This is a genomic window from Orenia sp. (genome assembly GCF_055140805.1).
In genome coordinates this window covers 1-26,406 of sequence record NZ_JBSQYM010000019.1, presented here as the reverse complement: position 1 = coordinate 26,406, position 26,406 = coordinate 1, and the positions used below count along the sequence as shown (strand labels likewise).

Genomic DNA, 26,406 nt, shown 5'->3' with positions numbered 1-26,406 from the left:
AGATGTGTATAAGAGACAGCTATTATTCTCCCTCTTACCTCTTCAATAATCATCTTATGAGTTCTAGGATGAGAAAATAAATAAGAGACCAATAAGTTATACTCACTTTGATTAATTTGATCATAATATAACATAGTATCTAAGATAGGAACTGGAAATTTATCCTTTGGGACAATAGCCACTAGTTTTTTCTGCCCACCGGGCATTTGAGCATATATCTTTAAATCATAAATTCCACCATAGAAAAAAGATTCTTTTCCTTTTTCGACTATAAAATCCTCTAAATTTAATTCACAGAAATCATAATTAGTACTTGGAGTAGCTACTAAGTAGTATATTTGTTCAAAAGAAAATTCCAAATTTTCTAGCTCTTGTCCTATTTGCAGTAACTTCTTTTTAGCAAAAAATTCAAGACCCCAAAAATAGAAACAATCCCCAAAGTGTAGTAAACAAGCAACATAAGTAAAGATTCCAACAATTAACAAATCACTTGGCATCTTATCACCTCTCTTCCTATTTGGGAAAATAACTAAGCCCTTAACCATTTAAATAGACTCACTTACCACAAACTACGATAATTCTTTAATCGAACTTAAATACTCTTGGTGTAGTTTAACATTATTACGCCCACAAGACTTAGCATAGTATAAAGCCTCATCAGCCACATTTAATAACTCACGATCGGTACTAGCATCCTCAGGAAACATACCTATACCTATGCTAATTGTTACATTACCATTAGGTTGAGTCTCTTGATTATCAAAGTGGCTATCAGCTACCTTAGCCCTAATCCTCTCAGCAATAGTATAGGCTATATCTTGGAATACATTTGGTAAAATAATAGCAAACTCTTCACCACCAAATCTACAAACTACATCATTATCTCTTATATTCTCCTCTAAGATTCTAGCCAGTTGTTTTAAAGCCTCATTTCCTGCCGGATGACCATTATTATCGTTATAAGCTTTAAAGTAGTCTATATCCATCATTAATAGAGCTAAAGAAACCTCTCTCTCTTTAGCAAACTCTATTTCTTGTTCAAGGCTTGTTTGAAAATGCCTCTGATTATAGATGCCTGTAAGGTTATCTTTAACAGCCATATTCTCTTTTAATTTATGCAATTTAGCATTCTGTATAGCCAAAGCAGCTTGATTGGCAAAGGGTAATAATGAGTCTATACTTTTATAAGTAATCTCTCTCTTATTAGCAATGTTATCGACAACCAAAACCCCAATAGCTCCACCTTTAACAATCAAAGGAACAATAGCAAAAGCCTCCATTCCCAATTGGGCAGCTAAAGTACATTGAAACTTATCATCAGGATCCATAAATTTAATATTATAAGGTTCTTTATTCTTAATTGTCTTAGTGGCTATATGCGCCTTATCTAACTGAAATGATAGGTTTTGAATAATATCATTTAATTTCTTATCACTTAACTCTAGTTCTTCCTGTACAGCAATCATGCCTTCTAAATTAATCTTATTTTTAGCAACATTCTGCCAAGTCTGTAAGCCTTCATGCTGGTCTAGAGGACCAATACCAATCTTACCTGTTAACCTAGTCTCATCTCCATCATCAATCAGAAATAAGATAGCACGATTAAATTCTAGACCATAGCCAGCTGTTACAGCAGATAAAATTATCTGCAATACTTTATCCAACTCCAATGTCCCTTGTAAAATAGCACTAATCTCTCTAAGAACCCGTAATTCTTTAATTTGATTTGATAACCCCATATTTAATTTAATAATACTTTTGATCTTATCTTCAATCATGTAATTTAGCCTTCCTAAAACTAAAGAGATAACTAGAAAAAAAGATAGATGATACATAATTTCTATAGTACTAAACTCTGCCCAGATCAGAGCAGGTAAGACCACTATAGATGTAATCACCCCTCCAATTGTCCCTGTTAAGATTGTGCTTGCTCCAACAAATAAATATAAAGAAGTAACTCCAATAATACTATTAACAGGATTTCCAAATAATGAATAATTTATAATAAAAAGTATTACAAGTCCAGATAATAAAAGATAAGAATTAGCCATCAATTTCCTATTAAAGGAGGATACCATAATTAAAGTTATAGGTAATATTATTGATATAAGTAAGAATACTATTATTTCTAACATACAATCCCTCCTCTTTTTAATTAATATTCTATACCTTATACCTTTCTCCTGCAAAACAATTATAAAATGTTAATAAATATTAACATTTTAAGCAATAAAATTTAACCTTTTCTCATAAATTAAAGTCTGTAAACAACCTTATTTAATAATTGGATATAGATATCCAAGTCTAAAGTGTAATTTAATGGATATATTACGACACTTTTAAAATTAGCGTGAGTGGGTGTGTGAGTGTGAGTAAACCCTAATAAAAAGAAGTTTTACACACACTCACAGTCATAGCTCACACTCGACACAAAGTGTCGTAATATCATTATATTGTTTCATTCTAAAGTTGTTTATCTATAATCAAGCACCAACTAATTTATTCCATTTTAGTTTAAATTTTATTGATAAAGTTGAATCTTTTATAGCTTAAAGATATAAGTCAGCAAAAGCTATCATATGCATAGATCAATAGAACAAAGAAAGCCTAATATTAAAAAGCTTGTAACTGAAAAATCAGTTACAAGCTTTTTAATCAAAGATTATAAACTATTTACTACTTCTAAACATCTAGCACATACTGTTGCATGTTCATCGTCTTCTCCAACAGTTTCACTGTAATTCCAGCAACGGTCACACTTTTCACCAGCTGCTTGAACTACAGCTACTTTAATATCAGACTCTTTTCCTTCATAGACATCCCCAGTTACTTGCTCATCAGCTGCTGCCAATTGAGCAACAGAGACGATAAATAACTCTGCTAAATTATCAAATTGAGTTAAGAAGTCATAAGTCTTTTCACTTGGATAAATCTTAATAGCTGCATCTAAAGGATGTCCTATTATCTTCTCCTTACGAGCAAGCTCTAATGCCTTAGAGACATCTTTTCTAATAGCTATCAGTCTATCCCATTTAGCTGCTAGCTCTTCATCAATATACTCCTCTTTAAGCTCTGGCCAGTCCTCTAAGAAGACACTCTCTGCATGGTCTCCAGGTAGATACTTCCAAATTTCTTCTGCTGTATGAACAATTACTGGAGCAATAATCTTAATCATTGTAGTTAAGATTTCATACATAGCAGTCTGACCTGAACGTCTAACTGGATCATTTGGTTCTAAAATATACATTCTATCTTTAAGAATATCCATATAGAAGGAGCTTAACTCTACTAAGCAGAAGTTATGAACAGCATGATAAATCTTATGATATTCATAATTTTCATAAGCATCTTCTACAGTTTTAACTAGCTTCTGTAACTGCATTAATACCCAACGATCAATTTCAGTTAATTCACTGTATGGTACTGTATTCTCTGCTGGATCAAAGTCAGCTAAGTTCCCTAAAATATAGCGAGAAGTATTTCTGATTCTACGATAAACCTCTGCATTCTCTTTAAAGATTTTATCAGAAACTCTCACATCCTCTTTAAAGTTAGAAGAAGCAACCCATAATCTCAAAATATCAGCACCATACTGCTTAATAATATCATGAGGTGACACGACATTACCAATAGATTTAGACATCTTCTTACCCTTCTCATCAACAGTAAATCCATTAGTTACAACAGTCTTATAAGGAGCTTCCCCTCTAGCAGCAATTGACGTTAATAAAGAAGAGTTGAACCAACCACGATATTGGTCTGTACCTTCAAGATAAAGATCAGCTGGTCTATCTAAGATATCATAATTCTCCAATACTGCTGCATGACTAACACCCGAATCAAACCAAACATCCATGATATCCGTCTCTTTTTCAAACTCACTACCTTCACAATCAGGACATTTGAACCCTGCTGGTAAGATTTCATTGGCATCTAACTCATACCAGATACCAGAACCCTTCTCTCCAAATAACTCTTTTACTGCTTCAATAGTCTCTTCAGTTACTACTGCCTCTCCACAATCTTTACAATAGAAGATTGGAATCGGTACTCCCCAGACTCTCTGACGAGAGATACACCAGTCTGTTCTATTCTCGATCATATTAGAGATTCTCTTTTCTCCCCATTCAGGATACCAAGTTACATTTCTAACAGCTTCTAAAGCTTCATCTTTGATATCTTCTACACTAGCAAACCATTGCTTAGTAGCTCTAAAGATAACTGGATTCTTACATCTCCAGCAATGTGGATAAGAGTGATCAATGAAGTTTAAGCTCATCAATAAATCCTGTTCTTTTAATAAGTTAGTCACTTTAATATTGGCATCATCATAGTACATACCTGCAAACTCTTCTCCAGCTTCCTCAGTAAAAGTTCCTGTATTGTCCATTGGAGCAAATACTGGAATATCGTAGTCTTGACAAACAACATAGTCATCATGACCATGACCTGGTGCTGTGTGGACACAACCAGAACCTTGCTCTAAGGTAACATGATCTCCTAAAATCACTTGTGATTCTCTATCATAAAATGGATGCTTACACTTAACACCCTCTAACTCTTGCCCTTTAAACTCTGCTACTATACTATATTCTTCAACCTTGCAAGTCTTCATCATCTGATCTAATAGCTCTTTAGCAGCAACAATTCTACCATTAGGAGTTTGAGAGATTACATAATCAAAGTCAGGATGAACTGAAATCGCCATATTTGATGGGATAGTCCATGGAGTAGTAGTCCAGATAACTACAAAATCATCAGCAGTTAACTCTTCTCCACCTAACACCTTGCCTTCTTTGACTGGAAACTTAACAAAAATTGAAGGTCCTCGACTATCTTGATATTCAATCTCTGCTTCTGCTAAGGCAGTTTCACAACTAGTACACCAATGTACTGGCTTCAACCCCTGGTATAATAGTCCTTTTAATGCCATCTGTCCAAAAACTTCAATCTGCTTAGCCTCATATTTAGGATCTAAAGTAACATAAGCATTATCCCAATCACCCCAAACGCCCAATCTCTTAAACTGACCTTTCTGTCGCTCTACATATTTTAAAGCATAATCTTTACACATATCTCTTAGCTCTGTAATAGATAGCTCTTTTCTCTTCTCACCTAACTCCTTAGTTACCTTATGCTCAATTGGTAACCCGTGAGTATCCCAACCTGGAACATAAGGTGCCTGAAATCCCTTTAAGTGATTATATCGAGTTACAATATCTTTTAAAGTCTTTTGTAAAGAATGACCAAGATGGATATCCCCATTTGCATAAGGAGGTCCATCATGTAAGATAAATTGCTTAGCCCCTTCTCTTTTCTTTAATGCTTTCTCATAGATTTGATTCTCTTCCCAAAACTGTTGGAATTCCGGCTCACGCTTTGCTAAGCTAGCACGCATTGGAAATTCAGTCTTCGGTAGATTTAACGTATCCTTATAATTCATTTTTTACACCCCTCTTTTTATAGTTGACAGTTGACAGTGTACAGTTGACAGTTAAAACCTTTAAATATCTTATATTCTTTACAGGTTAAAGTAGTATCTATACACTGTGAACTATATTATAGGCAAAATAAACATACAACCTTTTTTCAACCACGAATCTCACTAATTTACACGAATTAGTGAAAAATTATATTAATAAATTAATTCTTTAATCATTAATCTTTTTATTCATGTTTCATCTGTGTTAATTCGTAGCTAACAATTCTTTTTTATTAAATAATCATCTAAAGATTTTGAACTTATTCACACTGACTACTGACACTCACACTACAAGGTGAAGTCTTTTTCACCTTGTATGTACAAAAAATAAAAAATCTCCTCCCAACAAGGGACGAGGTTATTATCGCGGTACCACCCTAATTAGTATATAAAGTAGCCAACAAATAGCTACCAAACATACTCACTTAAACAGAATAACGGTCTGCATCCGATCTCTCTTACTGTTAAGTTCAGAGAAATAGCTAAGAGGTGATCTTCAATATAGCTTCTGTTGCCAGGCTTCCACCATTCCCCAGTTCGCTCTAACTTTCACTATACCTACTCTTCTCTATCTTTGCTGTTTTTGAATATAACATTTTGTCTTATATTATAATATAGATTTTAAGCTTAGTCAATGAATAATTAAAATTTGAAGTATTATACAATAGATTAATAGAGATTCGTGAATCTAGAATAGAATTTAACCATAGCGTTATCGAGAGATAGTGCGACACTTTGTGTCGAGTGTGAGCTATGAGTGTGAGTGTGTGTAAAACTTCTTTTTATTGGGTTTACTCACACTCACACACCCACTCACACTTATAAAAAGTGTCCCAATATACCCATTAAGTTTCATTTTCAGTTAACATACCTATATTATATATTCTTATAAATTAAAATAAATAATTGAATAAAATATATTATCTCTCTACAGTTTCAAATAACCAAATCATTGATATAAGCTTAACTTCTTTCTATAATCAAGCCCTTCAAAAAATTTTGCCACGAATCTCCCGAATCCACACGAATAAATATCAAAAGATTATATTTATAAATTAATTCTTTAATCTCTTGATTCGTGTTTCATCTGTGTCAATTCGTGGCTAACTATTTTAATTTATCTTCTTTAAGAGGCTATATAATCTCTGAAAAATCATAGTCTATTTATCTTTTCAATATATATTGATTATCTTCTTACTTACTTAACTTCTTTAACCTTGAATAAACCTCAACCTCATCAGCTGATAATTTATCAGCACTCATAGAATGCTCTAAATAATCCACTGCTTTATTTCCTGAATTATCTTTCAAATTAGCATCTGCCTTATAATTAAGTAACAACTCTGTAATAAAGTTATTCCCTTCATAAGCTGATTCGATTAAAGCAGTCTTTCCTTGCTTATCTTGAATATCAGTATCTGCTTCATTTCTCAATAACTCTCTGACAGCTCCTACATTATTAGCTTTAGATGCCTTCATTAACGGAGTTCTTCCTTGATCATCTTGTTGATTAATATCTATTCCATTTGCAATCACTTCTTTTACTTTTTCAGTCGATGCAGTATCCCAGTTTATAACTTCTGTAGCAGAATTACCAAATGTAGTAACCGCTTCTTCTGCATCTGAAGTCTCTTTTTTGCTGACTTCTTGCTTAGTACTAGAGCTTGAGTCATTGGGAGTATTTACTTGAGACTGTTGAGTATCCTTTCCATTAGAGCAACCCATAATTACCAAAATCAAGATTAAACTTAAACTTAAATAGAATTTTTTTAACTTAATATTAATCATCTCCTTTCATAAAATTTTTCTAAAAAATCAAGTCTAACCTTTACAACAACTAACCGCCACCTCCTTCCTACTTACATGTACTAATACCTAAATTATACCACATCACTTCAATAAACCCCAAACTTAGAATTATATTTTTTGTCACTTATATAGATATATATTTTTTTCCTTATCTCTTCAAATAATTTTTTACTTACTATTTGACTCAGAAGTTACTAAATCTAATTTAGCTAAAGTAACAAACTCAAAACTTCAGGAACAACACCCCAAGCAAAAAGACTACCTAGATAATAATCTAAATAGTCTTTTTAATCTGCACTCATACTCATACTTATATATTTTTTAACATCTCTACAACTATCTGATAAGAATTATCAGCAGCTATCTTCGCAAATTCATCAAAGGATATATTTGCCTCACCATCAGCCTTATCAGACATAGAACGGATAATTACAAAGGGTTTGGCATTTAAAAAGCAGACCTGGCCTACTGCAGCCCCTTCCATCTCAGTACAACACCCAGCAAAAATCTCTTCTAACCAAGCCACCTTCTCTCTATCAGCAATAAACTGATCTCCTGATAAGATACGACCTATCAAGACCTTGATATCCTCATCAGCAGTTACCTTCTCTCCAGCATCTTTAGCTAAATTAACCAACCTCTGCTCTGCTGCAAAAAAGACTCTATCCAACCCAGGAACCTCACCATACTCTCTGCCAAATCCTGTGACATCAATATCATGCTGTGCCACCTCATTAGAGATTACTATATCACCAACATCTAGAGTCGGATCAACAGCACCAGCCACCCCTGTAAAGATAATCTCATCTATATCAAAATCATCAATTAATATCTGAGTACAGACGGCAGCATTTACCTTACCAATTCCACTTCTCACTAATACGACCTCTTTACCAATTAACTCTCCTTCATAAAACTCCATACTCGCTTTATTAAGAGTATTTCTTAACTCTAAATCTTTCTTTAGTAGCTCGATCTCGATATCCATTGCTCCAATAATACCTATTTTCAATCACTTCCACTCCCCACATCTTAATTACTTAATGTTTTTACTCGTCACCCATCACTCATTACTGCCCTTAAGTTGTTACCATCGACTTTACTTTAACACCATGAATATTTCCAACCTTTCCTGCTAGAGCACCTATCTGGTCATTTGTTCCATCTACAATTAAAGAGATAATATTTAATCCTCTATCTTGATATGGTAATCCCATTCTTCCTACAATAATATCCCCATAATCTGCTAAAATATTATTAACCTGTGTTGCAGCTCCTTTACGGTCACTGATTACAATACCAATTACCGCTACCCTTTTTTCCATTCCAGCTCCCCCTTATTCTGCTAACTTCTCTTCAGATTTTAAGGTCTCAACCTCTTCCATTTCTCTTATATCTTCCTCTTCTTCTAACATCTCTAAATGACTCTGTAATAATGTCTTGAATCTAATTTTAAATAACCGTTCATTCTCTAACAACTGTTGATAATCTCTATACTTATCTTCACTCTGTTTTCTAGCATCCATCAGTTGCTTCTTTGCCTCAAATTCAGCCTCATCAAGCAATTTATTGGCTTTAACTTCTGCTCCTTCAATAAGGTTTTTAGCCTTAAGCTCAGCATCTTTAAGCATCTCTTGAGCCTTTCTATTAGCTTCTTCTAAGGTAGATTCTGCTTTATCCTTAGCCTGTTGCTTCTGATCTTCAGCAAATTTATGGGCCTTATTTACAGTCTCATCTAAAGATTGTTGTAGCTCTTCATACTTCTTCAGCTCTGAGCTTAAATCATCAACAAGAGAATTCAATCGGGTCTGTTCTGATATCATCTCTTCATAATATACTGCGACTAACTCTAAAAAATCATCTACTTCTTGTGTATCATATCCTCTTAGGCTCTTTTTAAACTTTCTATTATAGATATCTGCTGGTGTTAAAGACATAAGTATCTCCTCCTAGATATATCGCTTTAATCTTAATTTAATCCTTCCTCGATTGGATTCACCCAATAACTCATCTATCTCTACCCTACCTCTACCTCTAATTGAGATAATATCATCTGCATTTAAAGAATAGGCTGGGTTGTCAATAACTTTCCAATTAACTTTGACCTTCCCTTGTTCTATCTCTTTACTCATCTTACTTCGCGATGTTGAAAAACCAGAACTGGCAACAGAGTCTAGACGCAAAGAAGCTACAGTAGTCTCAATCTCCTTAATCCTCTCTGGTTCTATCTGCAAATTATCAAAATCAATCTCCTCTATCTCTACCCCAATCCTATGTACTTTATCTAAATTTAATTTGATATAATCTTTGATCTCTTCAGCCACTATAGCTTGACAACCATCTTGATATAAAACTAAATCACCAACCATCTCTCGCTTAATCCCTGTTCCTAAGATAGAGCCTAAAAAGTCTCGATGGCTTACCTCTTGAAATTCAAATCTCCCTCTAATATCTAGTAGCACAATTGGACTCTCAACCAATTCCGCTAGATAATAATCAGGGGTCAAAGCTAATCGCTTCCTTTCAGCTTGCTTATAACCACCATACTCCCAAAAGTTCAAGTCTGCTATCTGCTCTAAAATAGGTTTAGCCAAATAAAGATGATGAGGATTTAAGAAGTTAGTAAATGTCGGTTGATGTCTAGTTAAAGCCAACTCTGCTTTATCTAAGATTTGAGCCAACTCAATTCTATCCTCTTCATCATTTATATGAGAGAGTAATCTCTCTTTATCTAACACTGCTATCACTCCTAGTCCATTAATAAGTGTACAATGTACAGTTGACAATTTTCAATTAGAGCTATTAAAATAAACTTTTAATTAATATCCTTTAAATAATTAACTTCTAATTTGTAGATTGTACATTGTCAATTGTAAATTACTTAATATAAACTACTAAAATAAATAATACAATAATTGCATTACTCCATTTCGTACAATCTGTAAAGCTATCATAGCTATAATTGGCGAAAAATCAATCCCACCAAAGCTTGGCATCATCTCTCTAATTGGACCTAAAACAGGCTCTGTAGCTCTATAGATAAAAGCTATAATCTTTCTCATAGTCTGGTGATGAGTCGGTGGTTGCACCCAAGACAACACCACTCTAGCTATAACTAAATAATAATAAAATTGAAATAATCTATCAACTAAATAAATTAAAATCATTTATTTCTCTCCTCTTAGCTCTTTTGATTTTATTGTAGCAGCCTCTACTGCCTGATACAATGCTGAGCGCACTCCTTCTCTTTCTAATACCTTTAATCCCGTTATAGTCGTCCCTCCAGGCGAAGTTACCATATCCTTTAACTCACCAGGATGCTTCCCTAAATCTAAAACCATCTTAGCAGAACCAATAATAGTTTGCAAAGCTAAAGCCAAAGCATCATCTCGAGTTAAACCAACATTAACACCAGCATCTGATAAGGCCTCAATGATCAAATAAATATAAGCAGGACCACTCCCACTAAGACCTGTGACAGCATCCATTAGCTCTTCTTCAACTTTTAATGTCATTCCTACAGTTCCAAAAATTTGCTCAACCAACTTATCATCCCCTTGAGCAAAATTCCCCAAGCAATAAGCTATCGCCCCTTCTCCAATTAAGGCAGGTGTATTAGGCATTAGACGAATAACCGCTACCTCTTCTTCTAAATGCTTCTCTATCATCATTGTATTAACCCCTGCTGCAATAGAAAAAACTTTTTGAGATTTACTAATATCTTCTCCGATTTGACTTAAAACTATAGAAACTACTTTCGGTTTAACAGCTAAAATTAGATAATCAACTTTTTCTATTAACTTGTGATTATCTGTACTAATCTCTAGATCATACCTCTTTTTTAACTCTTCTAACCTCTCTGCTCTAATATCACTGATATGTATTTCTTTGGGTTTTGCTACTTTTGACTCAATTAACCCTTTAATTAAAGCCTCAGCCATAGCACCTGCTCCAATAAACCCTATCTTCTTACTACTTCTCATAAAGACTCTCCTTCTCTCCATTAGATATTCCATCTGTTACTGAAACAGATCCATCATTATAATTTGTTTTAACCTTAGAATTTTCCTTAGCTTTAGATTTGTAGGTGATATTAATCGAATCTGGAGCAAATAAAAATACACTATCTCCAACCTTCTCTACATTACCATCTAAAGCATAAATAGCACCACTAATAAAATCAATAATTCTAATAGAAACTTCATGCTCGGTCTTACTTAAATTAAGTAAGATTGGTTGCTTACCCCTTAATTTATCAACTATATGCTGAGCCTCATCAAAGCTTTCTGGTTCTACAATCAACATATCCTTAACTTGAGAAGAGCTAATAATTGAGTTCAAATCCTCTCCTTCTAAGCTTTGATTAACTTCAGACTTTCTTTTTCTTTCTAATTTAATAGGTGGATAATCATCATTGTCTATCTCCTGTGGACTCAAAGAAAAAAATTGATCAACCTTGTCCAATAAGGTATTGATAAACTCCATTAGTTATACTCCCTTTCTCCAAAGATTGCTGAACCAACCCTTAAGATTGTTGCACCCTCTTCAATAGCTACCTCTAAATCATTGCTCATCCCCATCGATAACTCTTTCATCTCTACACCTTCTATCTTCTCTGCCTCTATCTTCTCTGACAACCCCCTTAACTTACGAAAAGCTGGTCTTACCTCTTCGGGATCATCACTATAAGGTGCAATTGTCATTAAGCCCTTAATCTTTACATTTTCAAAACTACCAATCTTTTTGACCATCTCAATTGCCTCTTTAGTATAAATTCCAAACTTATTATCATCTTGAGCAGTATTAACTTGAATTAAGATATTCATTATTCTTTCCTCTTGCCTAGCCCTTTTATTAATCTCTTTGGCTAATCTTAAGCTATCAACTGAGTGAATCAACTTGCATCTAGGCATTCTTGCCAAATATTTCACCTTATTTCTCTGTAAATGTCCGATCATGTGCCACTCTACTTCAGCAGAAAACTCTTCATTTTTCTCCATTAGCTCTTGCACTCTACTCTCACCAAATTCAAGATACCCTTTATCTAAAACTGCCTGCATCTTATCTAAAGAATGATATTTCGAGATAGGTAATAATTTAATCTCCGAAAGATCCCTTCCTGACTTTTTAGCAGCAACTTTAATTCTTTCTTCTATTTTTAATAATCTACTATTAATATCATCCATACATAAAAACCTCCTCTCTAATTAATTCTATATCTATTATTCTTTTCCTGCAAAAAAAATACACCTAAATAGGTGTATTTTTATAAAAAGACAATTTTAATTATTCTAATCATTCATTAATTTGTAGGGAACGGTCGCGACCGTTCCCTACAAATAATTCAAAACCTTTAATAGCAATTATATATATTTAGTTAATTTTAGACTCAATTATAATGAACTAGCTGCTATCTCTGCTAATTGAGAACGTTCACCTTTATATAAGGTCATATGACCAACTAAATCCTTATCCTTTAACCTTTCTACAACATATGTTAAACCATTACTATTACTATCAAGATAAGGATGGTCTATCTGATATGGATCTCCTGTTAAGATAATCTTAGTATTCTCACCAGCACGAGTAATAATTGTCTTTAGCTCATGAGGGGTTAAGTTCTGTGCCTCATCAACTATGATAAATTGATTTGGAATACTTCGACCACGAATATAGGTGATTGCTTCCATCTCAATCAAGCCCATCTCTTTCAAATCAGCTATAGCACTAGCTCCATTCTCATCTTTTCCACCTACTAAAAATTCCATATTATCAAAGATAGGTCTCATCCAAGGCGCTAATTTTTCATCTTTGTCTCCTGGTAAGAACCCTAAATCATTCCCCATAGGAACTATCGGTCTAGTTACAATCAATCGCTTATAAGATTTCTCCTCTACAACCTTCTGTAACCCAGCTGCCAAAGCCAAGAGAGTCTTTCCAGTTCCTGCTTTACCAACCAAAGTCACTAATTTGATATTATCATTTAATAATAACTCAAAAGCACATTTCTGTTCTCGGTTACGAGGCTTAATCCCCCAAACATCAGTTGGATTAAAGATCAAAGGGATTAATCTATCCTTAGTTTCATCATAACAGCATAAGGCTGATTGAGAACCTCCCAATTCATCTTCTAAATTGATAAATTGGTTAGGATATAGTCTTTCCTCTAAATCCAACTCATTCAATTCTAACTTTTTATCTTTAAATAAAGCATTTATCTGATCTGAAGGAACACTTATATTCTTTATTCCCGAATATAATTCATCAATATTTACAGCATCAGTTGAATAATCCTCTGCTGTAAGACCCATAGCATCTGCTTTGATCCTCATATTGATATCCTTAGTAACTAAAATAACAGGGATATTACCATCATCTGTCTTTAATCCCAAAGTAGTTGCTAAGATTCGATTATCGGGCTTATTAGGATCCAATCCTTTAGGTAATTCTGTTAGAAGTTGATGATTCAATTCAACCTTAATCCTTCCACCATTATCCAATTCTACGCCATCACATAATTTCCCTTTTTTTCTTAATTCATCTAAGTATCTAGAGAATATTCTGGCGTTACTACCCACTGAATCTTGGCGTTTTTTCTGATCATCAACCTCTTCAATAACCACCATTGGAATGATAACTTGGTTATCTTCAAAAGAGAATATGGATTTTGGATCATGTAATATAACATTGGTATCTAAGACATAAATTTTTTCCACTAGTATTCCCCCTTAATTTTTAATTAAGAATAACTTTAACCCCTGGCCCTACCCCTTTAATTACTGCTTGGTCTGCTACTTTTCCTATCAATTTAACCTCTTTGAAGTAATTTTTAGTATAACCATTGACCATCACCCCTAGCTTATCATCCTTTTTTATTAGGGCAGAACTAGGGACTACTATTCCATGATACCTCTTTCTAATGATTTCTACATCTGTTTTGCGAATATCAATCAGCTTAGGGATAAATCTATTAAACTCTATAACCATAATATTTTGAGGCTTATCTAATAGGATAGAATTTATCTTACCTCTAAAATACTCCTCTAATTCAGGAAAGAAGACCTCTACCTCAGTTCCCACCTCATAATTAGCTAACTGATTTTGAGGTAATAAAACTGCTAAATAAAATTTAAAATTATCAATAACTTTAAAGATAGGTCTTCCCATATTGATTTTATCACCTGAGCTAATAGGATTATACTTTCCTTTTAAATTTATAAAATGATCATAATTTAGATTCTTTAAGTTATCTTCTCTTAGAGTCATCTCTAACCCATCTACCTTGTAACTAATTATTCCTGCATAATAGTTATAAAGATTATCACTCTCTTTATTATTATAAACTGTTGCTACCTTATTTCCAGTACTTATTCTGGCACCTTCAGAGAAATAAAGCTCAACCTCTCCACCTTGAGGTGCAAAAGTTACCCTCTCCTTTCTGATTAAAATTCCTGGAGTTTTAATACTATCTTTAATTGCTTGATACGCGGTAGTAGCTATCTTGCTAGAATGATAACCCAAAAAGTTAATTCCAAAGATAACTATTAGACCACAAATAACTAAAAATAATAAAAACTTAATGAATATAGTTGCATAGGATTTATTGCTTTTTTTAAACTTGGTACTTTCAACTTGACTAGTAATTTTAGCAAAATCTCTCATAGTAACCCTACCTTTATATAACATCACACTCTAATCTAAATAAATATTCTATACTTATATAATTCTATATCTATAAAATAATTCCTACCTATCTATTTGAAAATAATAAAAATTTAATAATTATAAAATAATTTTTGAACTGTCTTTTATAAGCTATAAGCCGATTATACATCTCCCCTTTCCTTCATTTAAACTTAATCATACTAAAATTAGGGTTACTAGTCTTTGTACTTAATATCATATTATTCTTCAACTTGAAATATGTGCATTCTATGGTTAATTGGATATAATAGCTAATTTATCTTTTTATATTATATCTCTGTTGAGGGCAAATATAACTTTATGGGGGTGTTGCGACACTTTAAGTTTTAGCTACGGGTTTTAACCCGTAGTGTAACATATCACCATCACCACAGGTTTATATCTCTAAAGAGACACTTAATTTTCACTATAAAATCATAAATCTGTCCTTAACAATAAAAAGCCCAGCTATTAGCTGGACTTTTTATTAGAGGTTATGTGATTTTATTGATAGAATCATGATAATTTCTTACTTCTAGATAAACTGTTCATAATAATAGCAATAGCACCATCACCCATTACATTTGATGCTGTACCGAAGCTATCTTGGGCTAAGTGTAAGGCAATCATTAAAGATTTCTGCATACCTCCAAAGCCTAGCATTCCTTCTAAAAGTCCTAATGATGCCATTACCCCTCCTCCAGGTATTCCAGGGGCTGCTACCATCGTCACCCCTAACATCAAGATAAAGGGGAACATAGCAGCAAAGCTTACTGCTTGACCACTTAACATCATTACAGCCATTGAGGCTAAAGTTAGAGTAATAGTATCACCTGCTAGGTGAATAGTTGCACCTAGCGGAACTACAAAATCGGCAATATCCTCTTCTACATCATTACTTAATACCGAACGTACCGTCACTGGAATAGTAGCTGCTGAGGACTGAGTTCCTATTGCAGTAAAGTATGCTGGTAACATGTTCTTAATAGATGTAATTGGATTTCTCTTAGCTATCTGACAAGCAATTAGATACTGAATAATTACATAAGTTGTCTGTAATCCAATAATAAGTACAAATACTTTACCAAAGGAAGACATAATAGAAGCAACCTTACCAGCATAACTCATATTAGCTATAATACCAGCAATATGGATGGGCAATAATGGAATAATTACTACTTTGATAACCTGTTGGACTATATTTTGAAAGTCTTTAATTACATTATAAAGGCTCTTTCCTTGAATATTAGCCATACCTAAGCCAATCATAAATGCAGTTACCAATGCCGTCATTACACCCATCATCGGTGGAATATCGATATTGAAGAAAGCCTTAACAGTATTATCTATTGTATTTAAGTCTGTATTACCATTTAATAAGACTGGTAATAATGCCTTTCCTAAGATAAAAGCTAAAGTTCCTGCAATAATTGTAGATAAATAAGCTATCGATGTTGCAAGCCCTAATAATTTACTGGCACCTTTTCCCAATTCTGCAATTCCTGGAGCTACAAAAGCAATAATAATAAATGGAATAATATAGCTCAATAAACTCCCAAAAATTCCGTTAAAGGTTTTCAATAAAGAGATTGGCCACCCTAGGCCTACTTTCAAACAGAAAGACCCCAAGATCAAACCTACTATAATTCCAATAAGCAATTTTGGTAATAAACCTAATTTTTTCATTTCTTCTCTCCTCCTACATTACTTATGTCTGTCACTAAAATACATATGTATATTATATAGATACTTATATTAATTTTCAAGAAAAATCTAAATATAGTTGTCCAATTTATAAAGTAAATCCTAACTCCTAATCCCTCACTATATATTACTTTCAAATAATTGTCAGTATAATTTTTTACAGTAATAGACATTATTTTAAAAAGGTTTTTTAAAGCAAATATATAAGTTATATATTTAGAAGAAAAGCTTTACAGATAATTAGTTTTAATATTTTATACCAGTAAAAATAATAAATCAGACAATAACTATATATACGGCGAAAAAGAATCATTAGCCACAGTGTTTTAACCTGTGGCGATATTATGATTTCTATAGAAGCTGCGGCTTAAAACTCATAGCTAATTGAAATGTTAAATCTTTAATGCCATATATATAGTAAGCAGTGATAGGTAAACCTTGTTAGCTGTTACTTTCTACACTAAATCCAACTAAAATAGTATTTAATTTTAAAATTATTATAAAGGAGGCATAAAATGTTCGTTAAGAAATCAAGAATATTTATCTTTGTCCTAGCTTTAATTTTACTATCTTTTCTAATAAACTCTTTAATTCCAGAAGAAGATAGAACTATTGAAGCTATGTCTGAAAAACCTATTAAACTAAATACCCATTATAAACAGATTGATATTTTATCAACCAATGATTTCCATGGAAATATTGAAGAGAATGGGGCTAAGTTTGCAGCAGTTATGAAGCACTATATCAATCAAAATCCTGAAGGAACAATTTTAGTAGATGGTGGTGATAGCTATCAAGGAGGCTTTACCTCTTCTTTCACCTATGGTGCTCCTGTAATAGATTTATTCAATTACTTAAACTATACAGCTAGTGTTATTGGAAACCATGAATTTGATTGGGGAGAAGATAGACTTAAAGAGATTACCCACAAAGCTAACTATGAATTCTTAGCTGCCAACCTCTACAATAAAGATACAGGTAAGTTAGTTGATTATGTTAAGCCTTATCTGATTAAAGAGATTAATGGAGTTAAAGTGGGATTAATTGGTGTCTTTATCCCTTATTCTGTTGTAGCAGATATCAGTAATTTAGTAGTTAAAGACCCTGTAAGAACAATCAACGAGATCGTCCCTAAAATAAGAGCAGCAGGAGCAGATTTAGTTGTACTTATTGGACATATCCCAGGTAAAAAGGATTCTGATACTAGCCAATATAGTGGGATGTTAATTGAAATAGCCCAACAGATTGAAGGTGTAGATGGTATTATTGGTGGACACAGCCATGAATCAATAGCAACAACTGTAGATGGTATACCTGTAGTAGAAGCTTACCACAAAGGGTATCAAATTGGACATTTACGATTTTTGGTCAATACAGAGACTGGGGAAGTTAATAGAGTAACCCCCACTATTTATGAAGTTCAAAATACAGAATTAGATATTCTTCCTGATAAAGAAGTTCAAGAGATAACTACTAAATATTTGAATAAACTTAAAAAATAAGTTGATATCTTTAACAATCCACCATTCAAATACCCAAAATACAATCTACTTCTTATAAATTTAACAATAATTATAAGAATATATAAAAAAACCACCACAAACAGAAACAGTCTATCGCCTTTCCTTGTGGTGACTTTTTTATTATTTTAAACAAATAGTTTAACTATCTAAGCATTTTAATTTCGAGGATGATTATTGAAATTCAAAATCATTTTATATAAAATACTATAAGAGGTTCTAATTTCCATCTGTTTTTAACCTAAAATATAACTCTAATCCTGAGCAATATTTTAGGTTAAAATAAAAAAGTTGATAAGGGGGAATAAAATGTACAAGAAAAGTTTAATTTCAAAATTTTTAATGCTAGTTTTAGTAGTGACTCTATTCGCTATTGGAGTCAATGCTATGTCATCAAGACCACTTGAAGAGAATAGTAAGACGATTACTATTCTACAAACCAGTGATATTCACGGTAATATCTATCCTTGGGCATATAAGACCGATCAAGAGGATGATGATGTAGGTTTGGCCAAGGTCTATACTATTGTCAAAGATGTCAGAGAAGAAAATCCCAATACTCTTCTTGTTGACTCTGGAGATACAATTCAAGGCACTACCTTAGCAGATATCTTCAAAGACAGAGATGATGTCCCCAATCCAATGATGAATGTAATGAACCTAATGGGCTATGATGCTTGGGTCTTAGGCAATCATGAATTCAATTTTGGACTGGATACTCTCAGAAATGTTATTGCTTATGCTGACTTTCCTGTGCTATCAGCCAATATCCATTATAAGAATACAGATAAACTATTTGTAAAGCCTTACACAATCACCAAGGTAGATGGAATCAAGGTCGCTATCTTAGGATTAACTACCCCAAATATTCCTCGTTGGGATGGAGACAAAGTAGCTACTCTACAATTTGAGGATATGGCTGATACAGCCAAGAAGTATATTCCTGAAATAAAAGAAAAAGGTGCAGATGTTATTATCGCCCTTGCTCATGCAGGCTTAGAAGGAGAAGGTCATAAGACTGGGGGAGATAAGGTCAAAAAAATAGCTGAAGAAAATCCAGAAATTACTGCTATCTTTGCTGGTCATGATCACCAAATAGTAAAGAAGACTGTCAATGGAGTGTTGGTAATTGCTCCTGATGATAAAGGGCATCATGTTTCAAGAGTAGATTTAACAATTGTTAAGAAAAATGGCAGTTGGCAGGTTGTCAATAAAAAGGGTACCCACCTAGCGACCAAAACTGTTAAGGCAGCTTTTGAAATATTAAAATTAGCTAAAGATTATCATCAAGAGACTGTTGACTATGTGACAACTCCTATCGGAACAGCTACTGGAGACTTTACTCCCCAAGATGAAATTAAAGGGATTCCATCAGCACAGATTCAAGATACTCCCTTAGTTGACCTGATTAATCAGATACAATTAGAAGCTACAGGTGCTGATATCTCTTCGGCAGCATTATTTGATAGTGAGGCTAGCATTCAAGCAGGCCCTGTCTCTATCAAGGATGCTACTTTAATCTATAAATATCCCAACACCCTCTATACTGTAGAGGTAACAGGTAAGGAGTTAAAGGATTATATGGAGTGGACTGCCGCTTACTTTAATACTTATCATGATGGTGACTTAACAATCAGCTTTAACCCAGAGATTCGTGGCTATAACTACGATATGTTTGCTGGAATCAACTATAAGATTGATATCTCCAAACCTGCTGGAGATAGAATTGTTGATTTAACCTTTAGAGGTAAAAAAGTTACTGATAAGCAAACCTTTACTCTAGCATTAAACAACTACCGTTATGGTGGTTTAAAGGCATCTGGAATCATCCATAATAAAGCAAGCTTTAAATCAGAGAAAACAATTCAACAATATATCATCGATTATATTAGAAAAGCTAAAACTATCAATCCAGTTGTAGATAATAACTGGAAGATCATTGGAGCTGACTTGAGCTATCCTCAACGAGATAAGGTTATTGCACTTATTAATGCAGGTATTATAGAAATTCCTGCTAAAAATCGTTCTTGGAATACCGAAAGCATCAATATCAATGACCCCGAAGTTGAAGAGGCTCTAAATAACTATAAAAAGATAGATATCCTCTCTACCAATGACTTCCATGGTAATGTACGAGGTGGCTATGAAGCAGGTGCTGCTAAATTGGCAGCAGTAATAAAACACTATAAAAAGCAAAATCCTAAAGGTACTATCTTAGTAAGCGGTGGTGATAGCTACCAAGGTACTCCAGTCTCTACTTTAAATCATGGAGCACCAGTTATCGAACTATTCAACTATCTTGGCTATACAGCCAGTGCTATTGGGAACCATGAATTTGACTGGGGACAAGATGTATTGGCAGAGATTAGTCAAAAAGCAGATTATAAGTTTGTAGCTGCTAACTTATATGACAAAAATACTAATCAAGTAGTTGATTATGCAAAACCATATATTATCACTGAAGTAAATGGAGTTAAAGTAGGAATTATAGGGATTGCAACCCCTGATACTCTAACTTCTACCATGCCAACTCACATTGCAAATCTAGAATTTAGAGATCCTGCTACAATCATCAATAAAATAGCTCCACAGCTTAAAGACTCAGGAGCAGACTTAATCATCGTCCTAAGTCATATGCCAGGCAATACAGATTGGTCTACTGGTGAAGTTAGCGGTGAATTAATTGAAGTAGCTAAAAAAGTTGAGGGCATTGATGGAATGATTGGTGGACATAGCCATGATACCGTCACAGCTACTATCAATGGTATTCCGGTGGTGGAAGCTTACAAACATGGGCGTAGGATTGGACATCTAAGCTACTTTGTAAATACTAAGACTTCTAAGGTTGTAGCTATTAAACCTACTACCCATGCTGTTAGAAAGACCAAACTTAACATAATGCCCGATAAGAAAGCTCAAACTATTGTAGATAAATATCAAAAAGCAATTGAACCAATTATGAGTGAAGTGTTAACCACTTCTAAAACACCATTAAAACGTAACTACAATGAGATTTCTAATATCGGTGCCTTAGTTACTGACGCAGTTAAAGCTTATACTCAAGCAGATGTTGTCTTCCAAAATGCTGGTGGATTAAGAGTTGATATTCCAGCTGGTAACATCACGGTAGAGCAGATTTACTCTCTATTACCCTTCGGTAACACTGCTGTAACGGCTAAGCTGACTGGACAACAGATTATAGATATCTTAGAACAGAGCTTTACCTTGGATAAAGGTATGATGCAAATATCTGGCTTAAAAGTAATCTATAATCCAAATAAAGAAAAATATAATAGAGTAGTTAGCGTTCAACTAGCTGATGGTACACCACTTCAACTAGATAAACAGTATCAAGTAGCAACTAATAACTTCTTAGCTGTAGGTGGTGACAAGTTCTCTACATTTAAAGAGGTTGAATTTACTAATAGCTATAAAGAGATTAAAGAGATAGTAATCGAATATCTACGTGCTCAAGATACTATCAATCCAGAAATTGATAACCGAGTACTTAAAGAAAATAAAGCAGTTGTAGAACCTGCTGCATAAATACCTAAAGAGTTAGGCTTGAATTCAAGCCTAACTCTTTTATTATCTAATCTTAACTATGCTATTAGAAGAATTAATACAATTTAGAGATATTGGGACACTTTTTGGAATCTGGAATCAGTAGTCAGGAATCAGTTATAAACACTGGTTCCAGATTCCTGATTCCCGACACGAAAGTGTCGCAATATCCCCATAACCCAAACTATCAACAACTAAAAAATCCCACATTGCCTCTAACCTGCATAATATATATAAAATAAAGTTGAAAGGAGGCTGTTAACTGATGCCCCAAATCCCAAATTGCCCTAATGGAAGCTTGTATACTATTCGACCTGGTGATTCAATATATAATTTAGCTGCTCGTTTTGAAATAACTGTAGATTCAATAATAGATGCCAATCCAAATATTAATCCGGATAATTTACAAGTAGGTCAACAGATATGTATACCAGTTAAAGATATTTCTGGTTCCTGTGCAAGTGGCTTTCTTTATACAGTTGTTCTAGGTGATACTTTCTTTACTATTGCTCGCCGTTTTAACACATCTGCTGAAGCTCTAGCTGCAGCTAATCCAACTATTAATCCTAACAAATTACAGATTGGTCAGGAGATATGTATTCCAGCACAAGCCCCTGCAGTAAAGCCATGTCCTGGTAGATTCTACAAAGTCAAGGCAGGTGAAACTTTTGTCAGTATAGCTAAAAAATTTGGTTATACCCTTGATGCTCTGCTTGTTGTCAACTCTGGAATAGATCCTAAACAACTTAGAGCAGGACAAGAAATCTGTTTACCACCTGCTCCCGGTGCAGGACCAGTTTCTTGCCCAGGAGGGTCAATTTATGTTATTGAACCAGGTGATACCTTCTTTACTATTGCTCAAAAGTATAGTGTACCTATCGAGGAATTGAAGAAGGCTAATCCTCACATTAAAAACATAAATAAATTAGATGCTGGAACTCCTATCTGTATTCCAAGTTAGTTTAGTGTGAGTGTGAGTAGTTGGTGGGAATAAGTTTAAAACCATCTTAAAATTATAGGCAGGCTATGTCTGCCTATTTCTCATACTCATTACTCTTCACTATGTTTCTACTGAATTTCTCATAGATTGTATTTATCATCGTTCCCTCAAAATCATCACCAGTAATCTCCCAGATAACTATCCCACCTAGGTTATTTATATTAATATAGTCAGCTCTCTCTGACAAAGAAATCTCATCCTCATAGGAATAAAAATAACCCAATTCTTTATTATACAAGTAAGGTACTCTAGAATACTTATCTCTATATTTAGTATAACCGCTTAGACCCTCTAGCTTCTTCATCTTCCAATAAGGGTTCTCGCCACCATTTCCTAAGATACTAGGTGCACCTCCAGAAGCCCTTGCATATAAACCATTACCTTCATCATCCACATTCTTCCATCCCCTTGAATAAAAAGGAGTCCCTACAACTAACTTCTCAGCTGGTATACCATACCTTCTCATATAGAAGTTAACTACAGCATGAAGGTTCATTCTTCTAGAATAACTTCCTGCCTGATCATAAGGGTTGGAGTAGATTGGAGAATGATGATTTGTTCTATTCTCCCAAGCACCATGCATATCATAGCTCATCAAATTGATAAAATCTAGATATTGATGATACTTGTTAGGTTCCTGTTTTCCTATAACCTTATCCTCTCCTGCTGGGATAGCTATAGTCAACAACTTCTCTTCCATTCCATTACTATTATAAGCTACTCTAATCTCCTTGAGTAACTTTGTGAAATTCTCTTTATCTTCAAAAGACCCTGCTACATCCTCTCTGCTAATGCCTGGATACTCCCAATCTATATCTATCCCATCTATAAAAGGATACTTCTTCAAAAACCCTATACAGCTATCTATAAACTTCTTTCTATTCTCTGCTGTTAGAGCCATCTGATGAAAGTTACCACTTTCAGACCATCCCCCAACAGAGATAATCACCTTTACATCAGGATATAATCTCTTATAATATTTATACTCTCCAAAATGACCTTTCAGCTTATCAAATCTCCAAAAATCAGAGTGTGCAAACTCCTTTTCGAAATCAACAAGCTTATCAGTAGATTCCAATTGGAAATCATCACTTATCTTAAAGAAAGCATGATTAATCACAGTTACCTTGTCCCAAGGTATATCACCTACTGAAAAGTACTTATACTGAGAGCTATAAGTAGCCCAATTAGGGAAATAAGCAACAATATGCTTATCTATCTCTTTTTGAGCAACTGTTGAGATTGGAGAGAGTACTAATAGGACTAGAGTCATCACATAAGATATTATCTGTTGCATTGTTTACTCCTCCTTATTTGATTATAGCTATTAAAAATATGTTAATTGATGTATTGTATTAATTCAATTTCAATATAAAACTATCTCTTTATGGGGATATTGTGACACTTTTAAACCACAGTGTATAGTGTATAGTTGAGAGCGGATAGTTAAGTACAAAACCTTAAATCACAAAGCTTTTAATCTTTTTACTATAAACTGTCAACTGTCAACTGTCAACTCAAAAGAAATGTCGCACTATCTCTATATTCTATCTTTTCTACTAACATCAAATCTTAATATAAGTTATAGTAACATTATAACATCTTTAATTTCAATTATCTTTTTATAAATTTTGCTTTTATTTAAGATTTATTACAATTAATCTAATAAACTCAGCTATTAAATTACTTGATAAAAAGATAAAGCCTTGAAACTTAAAAGTTTCAAGGCTTTATCTTTTTAAATAAATTATTCTCCATAGAACTTTAAATATAATTCGTTTAAACTCTTCTCATCTAAGAACCCTTCTGCTGCACCTCTCTCTCCAATCTTATAAGAGGCAAACAAGATAGCCTTTTTCAATGATATATAAGGATTTTGAGTTTGATTATAAAAATAAATAAAACTTGAAAAGAGGGCATCCCCTGCACCAATTGTATTGATTATCTCTCTGGTATCTACAGCTTCAAATCTACCAAGAAAATCATCTTCTTTTACATATAACAAAGCTCCCTTTTTACCCATTCCAATAACTAAAATATCATTTTTATATTTTTGAATTATCTCCTTAGCAAAATCCTCTACAGAACCTTTAATCCCTTCATGGCTCATAAAAAGAATATTAGCATACCTCATAAAATCCTTATTATATTCGTCATCTATATCAGATAACACATGTACATCGGTAGCTACTAACTTATTTTCTGCCCTTGCTATCTCTAAAAATGGTCTTGAGAAATTGATATTTGCTAAAACAGCTATAGAGCTCTCAGCTAAAGCCTTCTTGAATTCTTCTATAGGGTATTCTCTTTTCTGCACATCCTTTAAATCCAGATGAATCTGCCTTCTACCACTCCCTTCATAAATGATGACTGACTGTGGTGTCTCCTTCATATCTTTAACAACATAATTTGTTGCAATATTATTAGAACTCAATTCATCTAGTACTTCCTTTCCTCCTCCATCGTCTCCAATAAAGGATAAGAGGTTAGCCTCAGCTCCTAAAGTATGTAAAGCTTTTGAGATATTAATTGCCACTCCAGAAACTGTAGAGCGAATTCCCCAAAAAGGATAGTTGACTGGAGAATACTCCACTGGAAATCTATCTACCTTTAAAGTTGTTTCAATATTGATCAAACCCGACACTAGAATCTTGTTCATAGAACATTCCTCCCTTATGATAACGTTTCCATTCTCCCTTTATTGATATTATATCATAATCTGTCAAATAAAGTTTAATATCGTATCTATTTATCTCATTTTGAATCATCTGTCTATTTCTGTTAATAGGTGCGGATAATCGCCCATAATTCCATCAACACCTATCTTAACTAATCTATCGACTTCTTTCTTACTATTAACAGTCCATGTATTGATAAAATATCCATAATCCTTTAGTTCTTCTACCAGTTCTCTATTGACTGTCAAATAGTGGGGGTGAATACCATCAGCTTCAGCTTCTTGAATCAATCTAATTGGATTTATTGTGATAGCACCAATTAAAACTGCTGTCTTTAAAGAAGAGTTCTCCCTCTTAATCAATTTAAGTATTCTATGGTCAAAAGAGGAGATAATAACCTCATCTGCACACCCCTTCTGCTTTAAGATATCTAGTAACTTTTCAATAATAACCTCACTCTGTTGTTGATTAATCTTTATTTCAATATTAATCTTTAATTTTCCTTTAAGTAGATTAATCACCTCTTCTAGAGTGAGTACCCTTTGATTAGCAAACTCCTCACTAAACCAGCTACCAATATCTATTTCCTTTAATTCAATTAAAGTCATATCACCTATCTTCCTATCTAAGCCTGCAATTCTACTCAAATTATAATCATGAAACACAACTAAGTTATTATCTTTAGTTAGTTGAATGTCCAACTCCACCATATCTAATCCAAACTCTATCGCTTTAAAAAAAGCTGCCTTGCTATTCTCTGGAGCTATACCTGAAGCCCCACGGTGACCTATTCTTAACATGATTATCCCTCCATAATCTTATCTTTAATTAAATTTTAATATAGATAATAACACTTAATGGATATAATGCGACACTTGTGTCGAGTTGACGGTTGACGGTGTACAGTTTATAGTTAAAAGATTAAAACCTTTATAATCATTGATATTATAAGATTTTAAGATGTTT

General features: G+C 33.6%; 21 protein-coding genes and 1 other annotated feature. Of the genes, 3 read left to right on the top strand and 18 right to left on the bottom strand.

Annotated features, from left to right (window positions below; genetic code table 11):
* From ACTCDL_RS03650 to ACTCDL_RS03580, 15 genes are all read right to left on the bottom strand, one after another.
* Nucleotides 1-497, bottom strand: a 497-nt coding sequence (locus tag ACTCDL_RS03650) for a hypothetical protein (RefSeq protein WP_463174111.1), incomplete at its 3' end; no start/stop codon positions are given.
* Nucleotides 498-569: 72 nt separating this feature from the next.
* Nucleotides 570-2,135, bottom strand: coding sequence for a sensor domain-containing diguanylate cyclase (locus ACTCDL_RS03645; RefSeq protein ID WP_463174109.1), 1,566 nt, complete (start codon nt 2,133-2,135; stop codon nt 570-572).
* Between the two features lie 527 nt (nt 2,136-2,662).
* Entirely contained in the window at nt 2,663-5,443 is a 2,781-nt protein-coding gene (gene ileS / locus ACTCDL_RS03640; RefSeq protein ID WP_463174108.1) for an isoleucine--tRNA ligase, read from the bottom strand.
* Nucleotides 5,444-5,827: 384 nt separating this feature from the next.
* Nucleotides 5,828-6,066, bottom strand: a binding site (T-box leader).
* A 610-nt stretch (nt 6,067-6,676) separates the two neighbouring features.
* Nucleotides 6,677-7,270, bottom strand: a complete 594-nt coding sequence (locus tag ACTCDL_RS03635; RefSeq protein ID WP_463174105.1) for an ankyrin repeat domain-containing protein — start codon at nt 7,268-7,270, stop codon at nt 6,677-6,679.
* Nucleotides 7,271-7,601: 331 nt separating this feature from the next.
* Nucleotides 7,602-8,303, bottom strand: a complete 702-nt coding sequence (locus ACTCDL_RS03630) for a 5'-methylthioadenosine/adenosylhomocysteine nucleosidase (protein WP_463174103.1) — start codon at nt 8,301-8,303, stop codon at nt 7,602-7,604.
* Nucleotides 8,304-8,370: 67 nt separating this feature from the next.
* A complete protein-coding gene (locus tag ACTCDL_RS03625; protein ID WP_463174102.1) occupies nt 8,371-8,616 on the bottom strand; it encodes a TM1266 family iron-only hydrogenase system putative regulator in 246 nt (81 codons plus the stop codon).
* 12 nt (nt 8,617-8,628) lie between these two features.
* The gene (locus ACTCDL_RS03620) at nt 8,629-9,228 is read right to left on the bottom strand and encodes a DivIVA domain-containing protein (protein WP_463174100.1); all 600 of its coding nucleotides are present in this window, start codon (nt 9,226-9,228) and stop codon (nt 8,629-8,631) included.
* Nucleotides 9,229-9,240: 12 nt separating this feature from the next.
* Nucleotides 9,241-10,029, bottom strand: a complete 789-nt coding sequence (locus ACTCDL_RS03615) for a photosystem II S4 domain protein (RefSeq protein ID WP_463174099.1) — start codon at nt 10,027-10,029, stop codon at nt 9,241-9,243.
* A 156-nt stretch (nt 10,030-10,185) separates the two neighbouring features.
* Nucleotides 10,186-10,458 carry a YggT family protein gene (locus ACTCDL_RS03610; RefSeq protein WP_463174098.1) on the bottom strand — a complete coding sequence of 91 codons (273 nt, stop codon included), beginning with the start codon at nt 10,456-10,458 and terminating at the stop codon, nt 10,186-10,188.
* Nucleotides 10,459-11,295 (bottom strand): pyrroline-5-carboxylate reductase, encoded by an 837-nt coding sequence (gene proC, locus ACTCDL_RS03605; protein WP_463174096.1) that lies wholly within the window; start codon nt 11,293-11,295, stop codon nt 10,459-10,461.
* A complete protein-coding gene (locus tag ACTCDL_RS03600) occupies nt 11,264-11,776 on the bottom strand; it encodes a cell division protein SepF (protein WP_463174095.1) in 513 nt (170 codons plus the stop codon). The genes proC and ACTCDL_RS03600 overlap by 32 nt, the downstream gene beginning before the upstream one ends.
* On the bottom strand, nt 11,776-12,477 hold the full coding sequence (locus tag ACTCDL_RS03595; RefSeq protein ID WP_463174094.1) for a YggS family pyridoxal phosphate-dependent enzyme: 702 nt from the start codon (nt 12,475-12,477) through the stop codon (nt 11,776-11,778). The genes ACTCDL_RS03600 and ACTCDL_RS03595 overlap by 1 nt, the downstream gene beginning before the upstream one ends.
* A 207-nt stretch (nt 12,478-12,684) precedes the next feature.
* Nucleotides 12,685-14,007 carry a PhoH family protein gene (locus ACTCDL_RS03590; protein ID WP_463174093.1) on the bottom strand — a complete coding sequence of 441 codons (1,323 nt, stop codon included), beginning with the start codon at nt 14,005-14,007 and terminating at the stop codon, nt 12,685-12,687.
* Nucleotides 14,008-14,026: 19 nt separating this feature from the next.
* Nucleotides 14,027-14,977, bottom strand: coding sequence for an HlyD family efflux transporter periplasmic adaptor subunit (locus ACTCDL_RS03585; RefSeq protein ID WP_463174092.1), 951 nt, complete (start codon nt 14,975-14,977; stop codon nt 14,027-14,029).
* 513 nt (nt 14,978-15,490) lie between these two features.
* Nucleotides 15,491-16,660 carry a dicarboxylate/amino acid:cation symporter gene (locus tag ACTCDL_RS03580; RefSeq protein ID WP_463174090.1) on the bottom strand — a complete coding sequence of 390 codons (1,170 nt, stop codon included), beginning with the start codon at nt 16,658-16,660 and terminating at the stop codon, nt 15,491-15,493.
* A 533-nt stretch (nt 16,661-17,193) separates the two neighbouring features.
* Between ACTCDL_RS03580 and ACTCDL_RS03575 the strand changes: the two genes are divergently transcribed.
* The 3 genes from ACTCDL_RS03575 to ACTCDL_RS03565 all read left to right on the top strand — a co-directional run bounded on the left by ACTCDL_RS03575 (nt 17,194) and on the right by ACTCDL_RS03565 (nt 22,723).
* The gene (locus ACTCDL_RS03575; protein WP_463174089.1) at nt 17,194-18,180 is read left to right on the top strand and encodes a bifunctional metallophosphatase/5'-nucleotidase; all 987 of its coding nucleotides are present in this window, start codon (nt 17,194-17,196) and stop codon (nt 18,178-18,180) included.
* A gap of 327 nt (nt 18,181-18,507) precedes the next feature.
* On the top strand, nt 18,508-21,744 hold the full coding sequence (locus ACTCDL_RS03570; protein ID WP_463174087.1) for a 5'-nucleotidase C-terminal domain-containing protein: 3,237 nt from the start codon (nt 18,508-18,510) through the stop codon (nt 21,742-21,744).
* 283 nt (nt 21,745-22,027) lie between these two features.
* Nucleotides 22,028-22,723, top strand: coding sequence for a LysM peptidoglycan-binding domain-containing protein (locus tag ACTCDL_RS03565; RefSeq protein WP_463174085.1), 696 nt, complete (start codon nt 22,028-22,030; stop codon nt 22,721-22,723).
* A gap of 73 nt (nt 22,724-22,796) precedes the next feature.
* Here ACTCDL_RS03565 and ACTCDL_RS03560 read toward each other — a convergent pair whose 3' ends face one another.
* From ACTCDL_RS03560 to ACTCDL_RS03550, 3 genes are all read right to left on the bottom strand, one after another.
* Nucleotides 22,797-24,059, bottom strand: coding sequence for a glycoside hydrolase family 18 protein (locus tag ACTCDL_RS03560; protein ID WP_463174083.1), 1,263 nt, complete (start codon nt 24,057-24,059; stop codon nt 22,797-22,799).
* 450 nt (nt 24,060-24,509) lie between these two features.
* Entirely contained in the window at nt 24,510-25,421 is a 912-nt protein-coding gene (locus tag ACTCDL_RS03555; RefSeq protein ID WP_463174081.1) for a carbohydrate kinase family protein, read from the bottom strand.
* 105 nt (nt 25,422-25,526) lie between these two features.
* Complete coding sequence (locus ACTCDL_RS03550) at nt 25,527-26,240, bottom strand: glycerophosphodiester phosphodiesterase (RefSeq protein WP_463174080.1); 714 nt, start codon at nt 26,238-26,240, stop codon at nt 25,527-25,529.
* Nucleotides 26,241-26,406 lie beyond the last annotated feature (166 nt).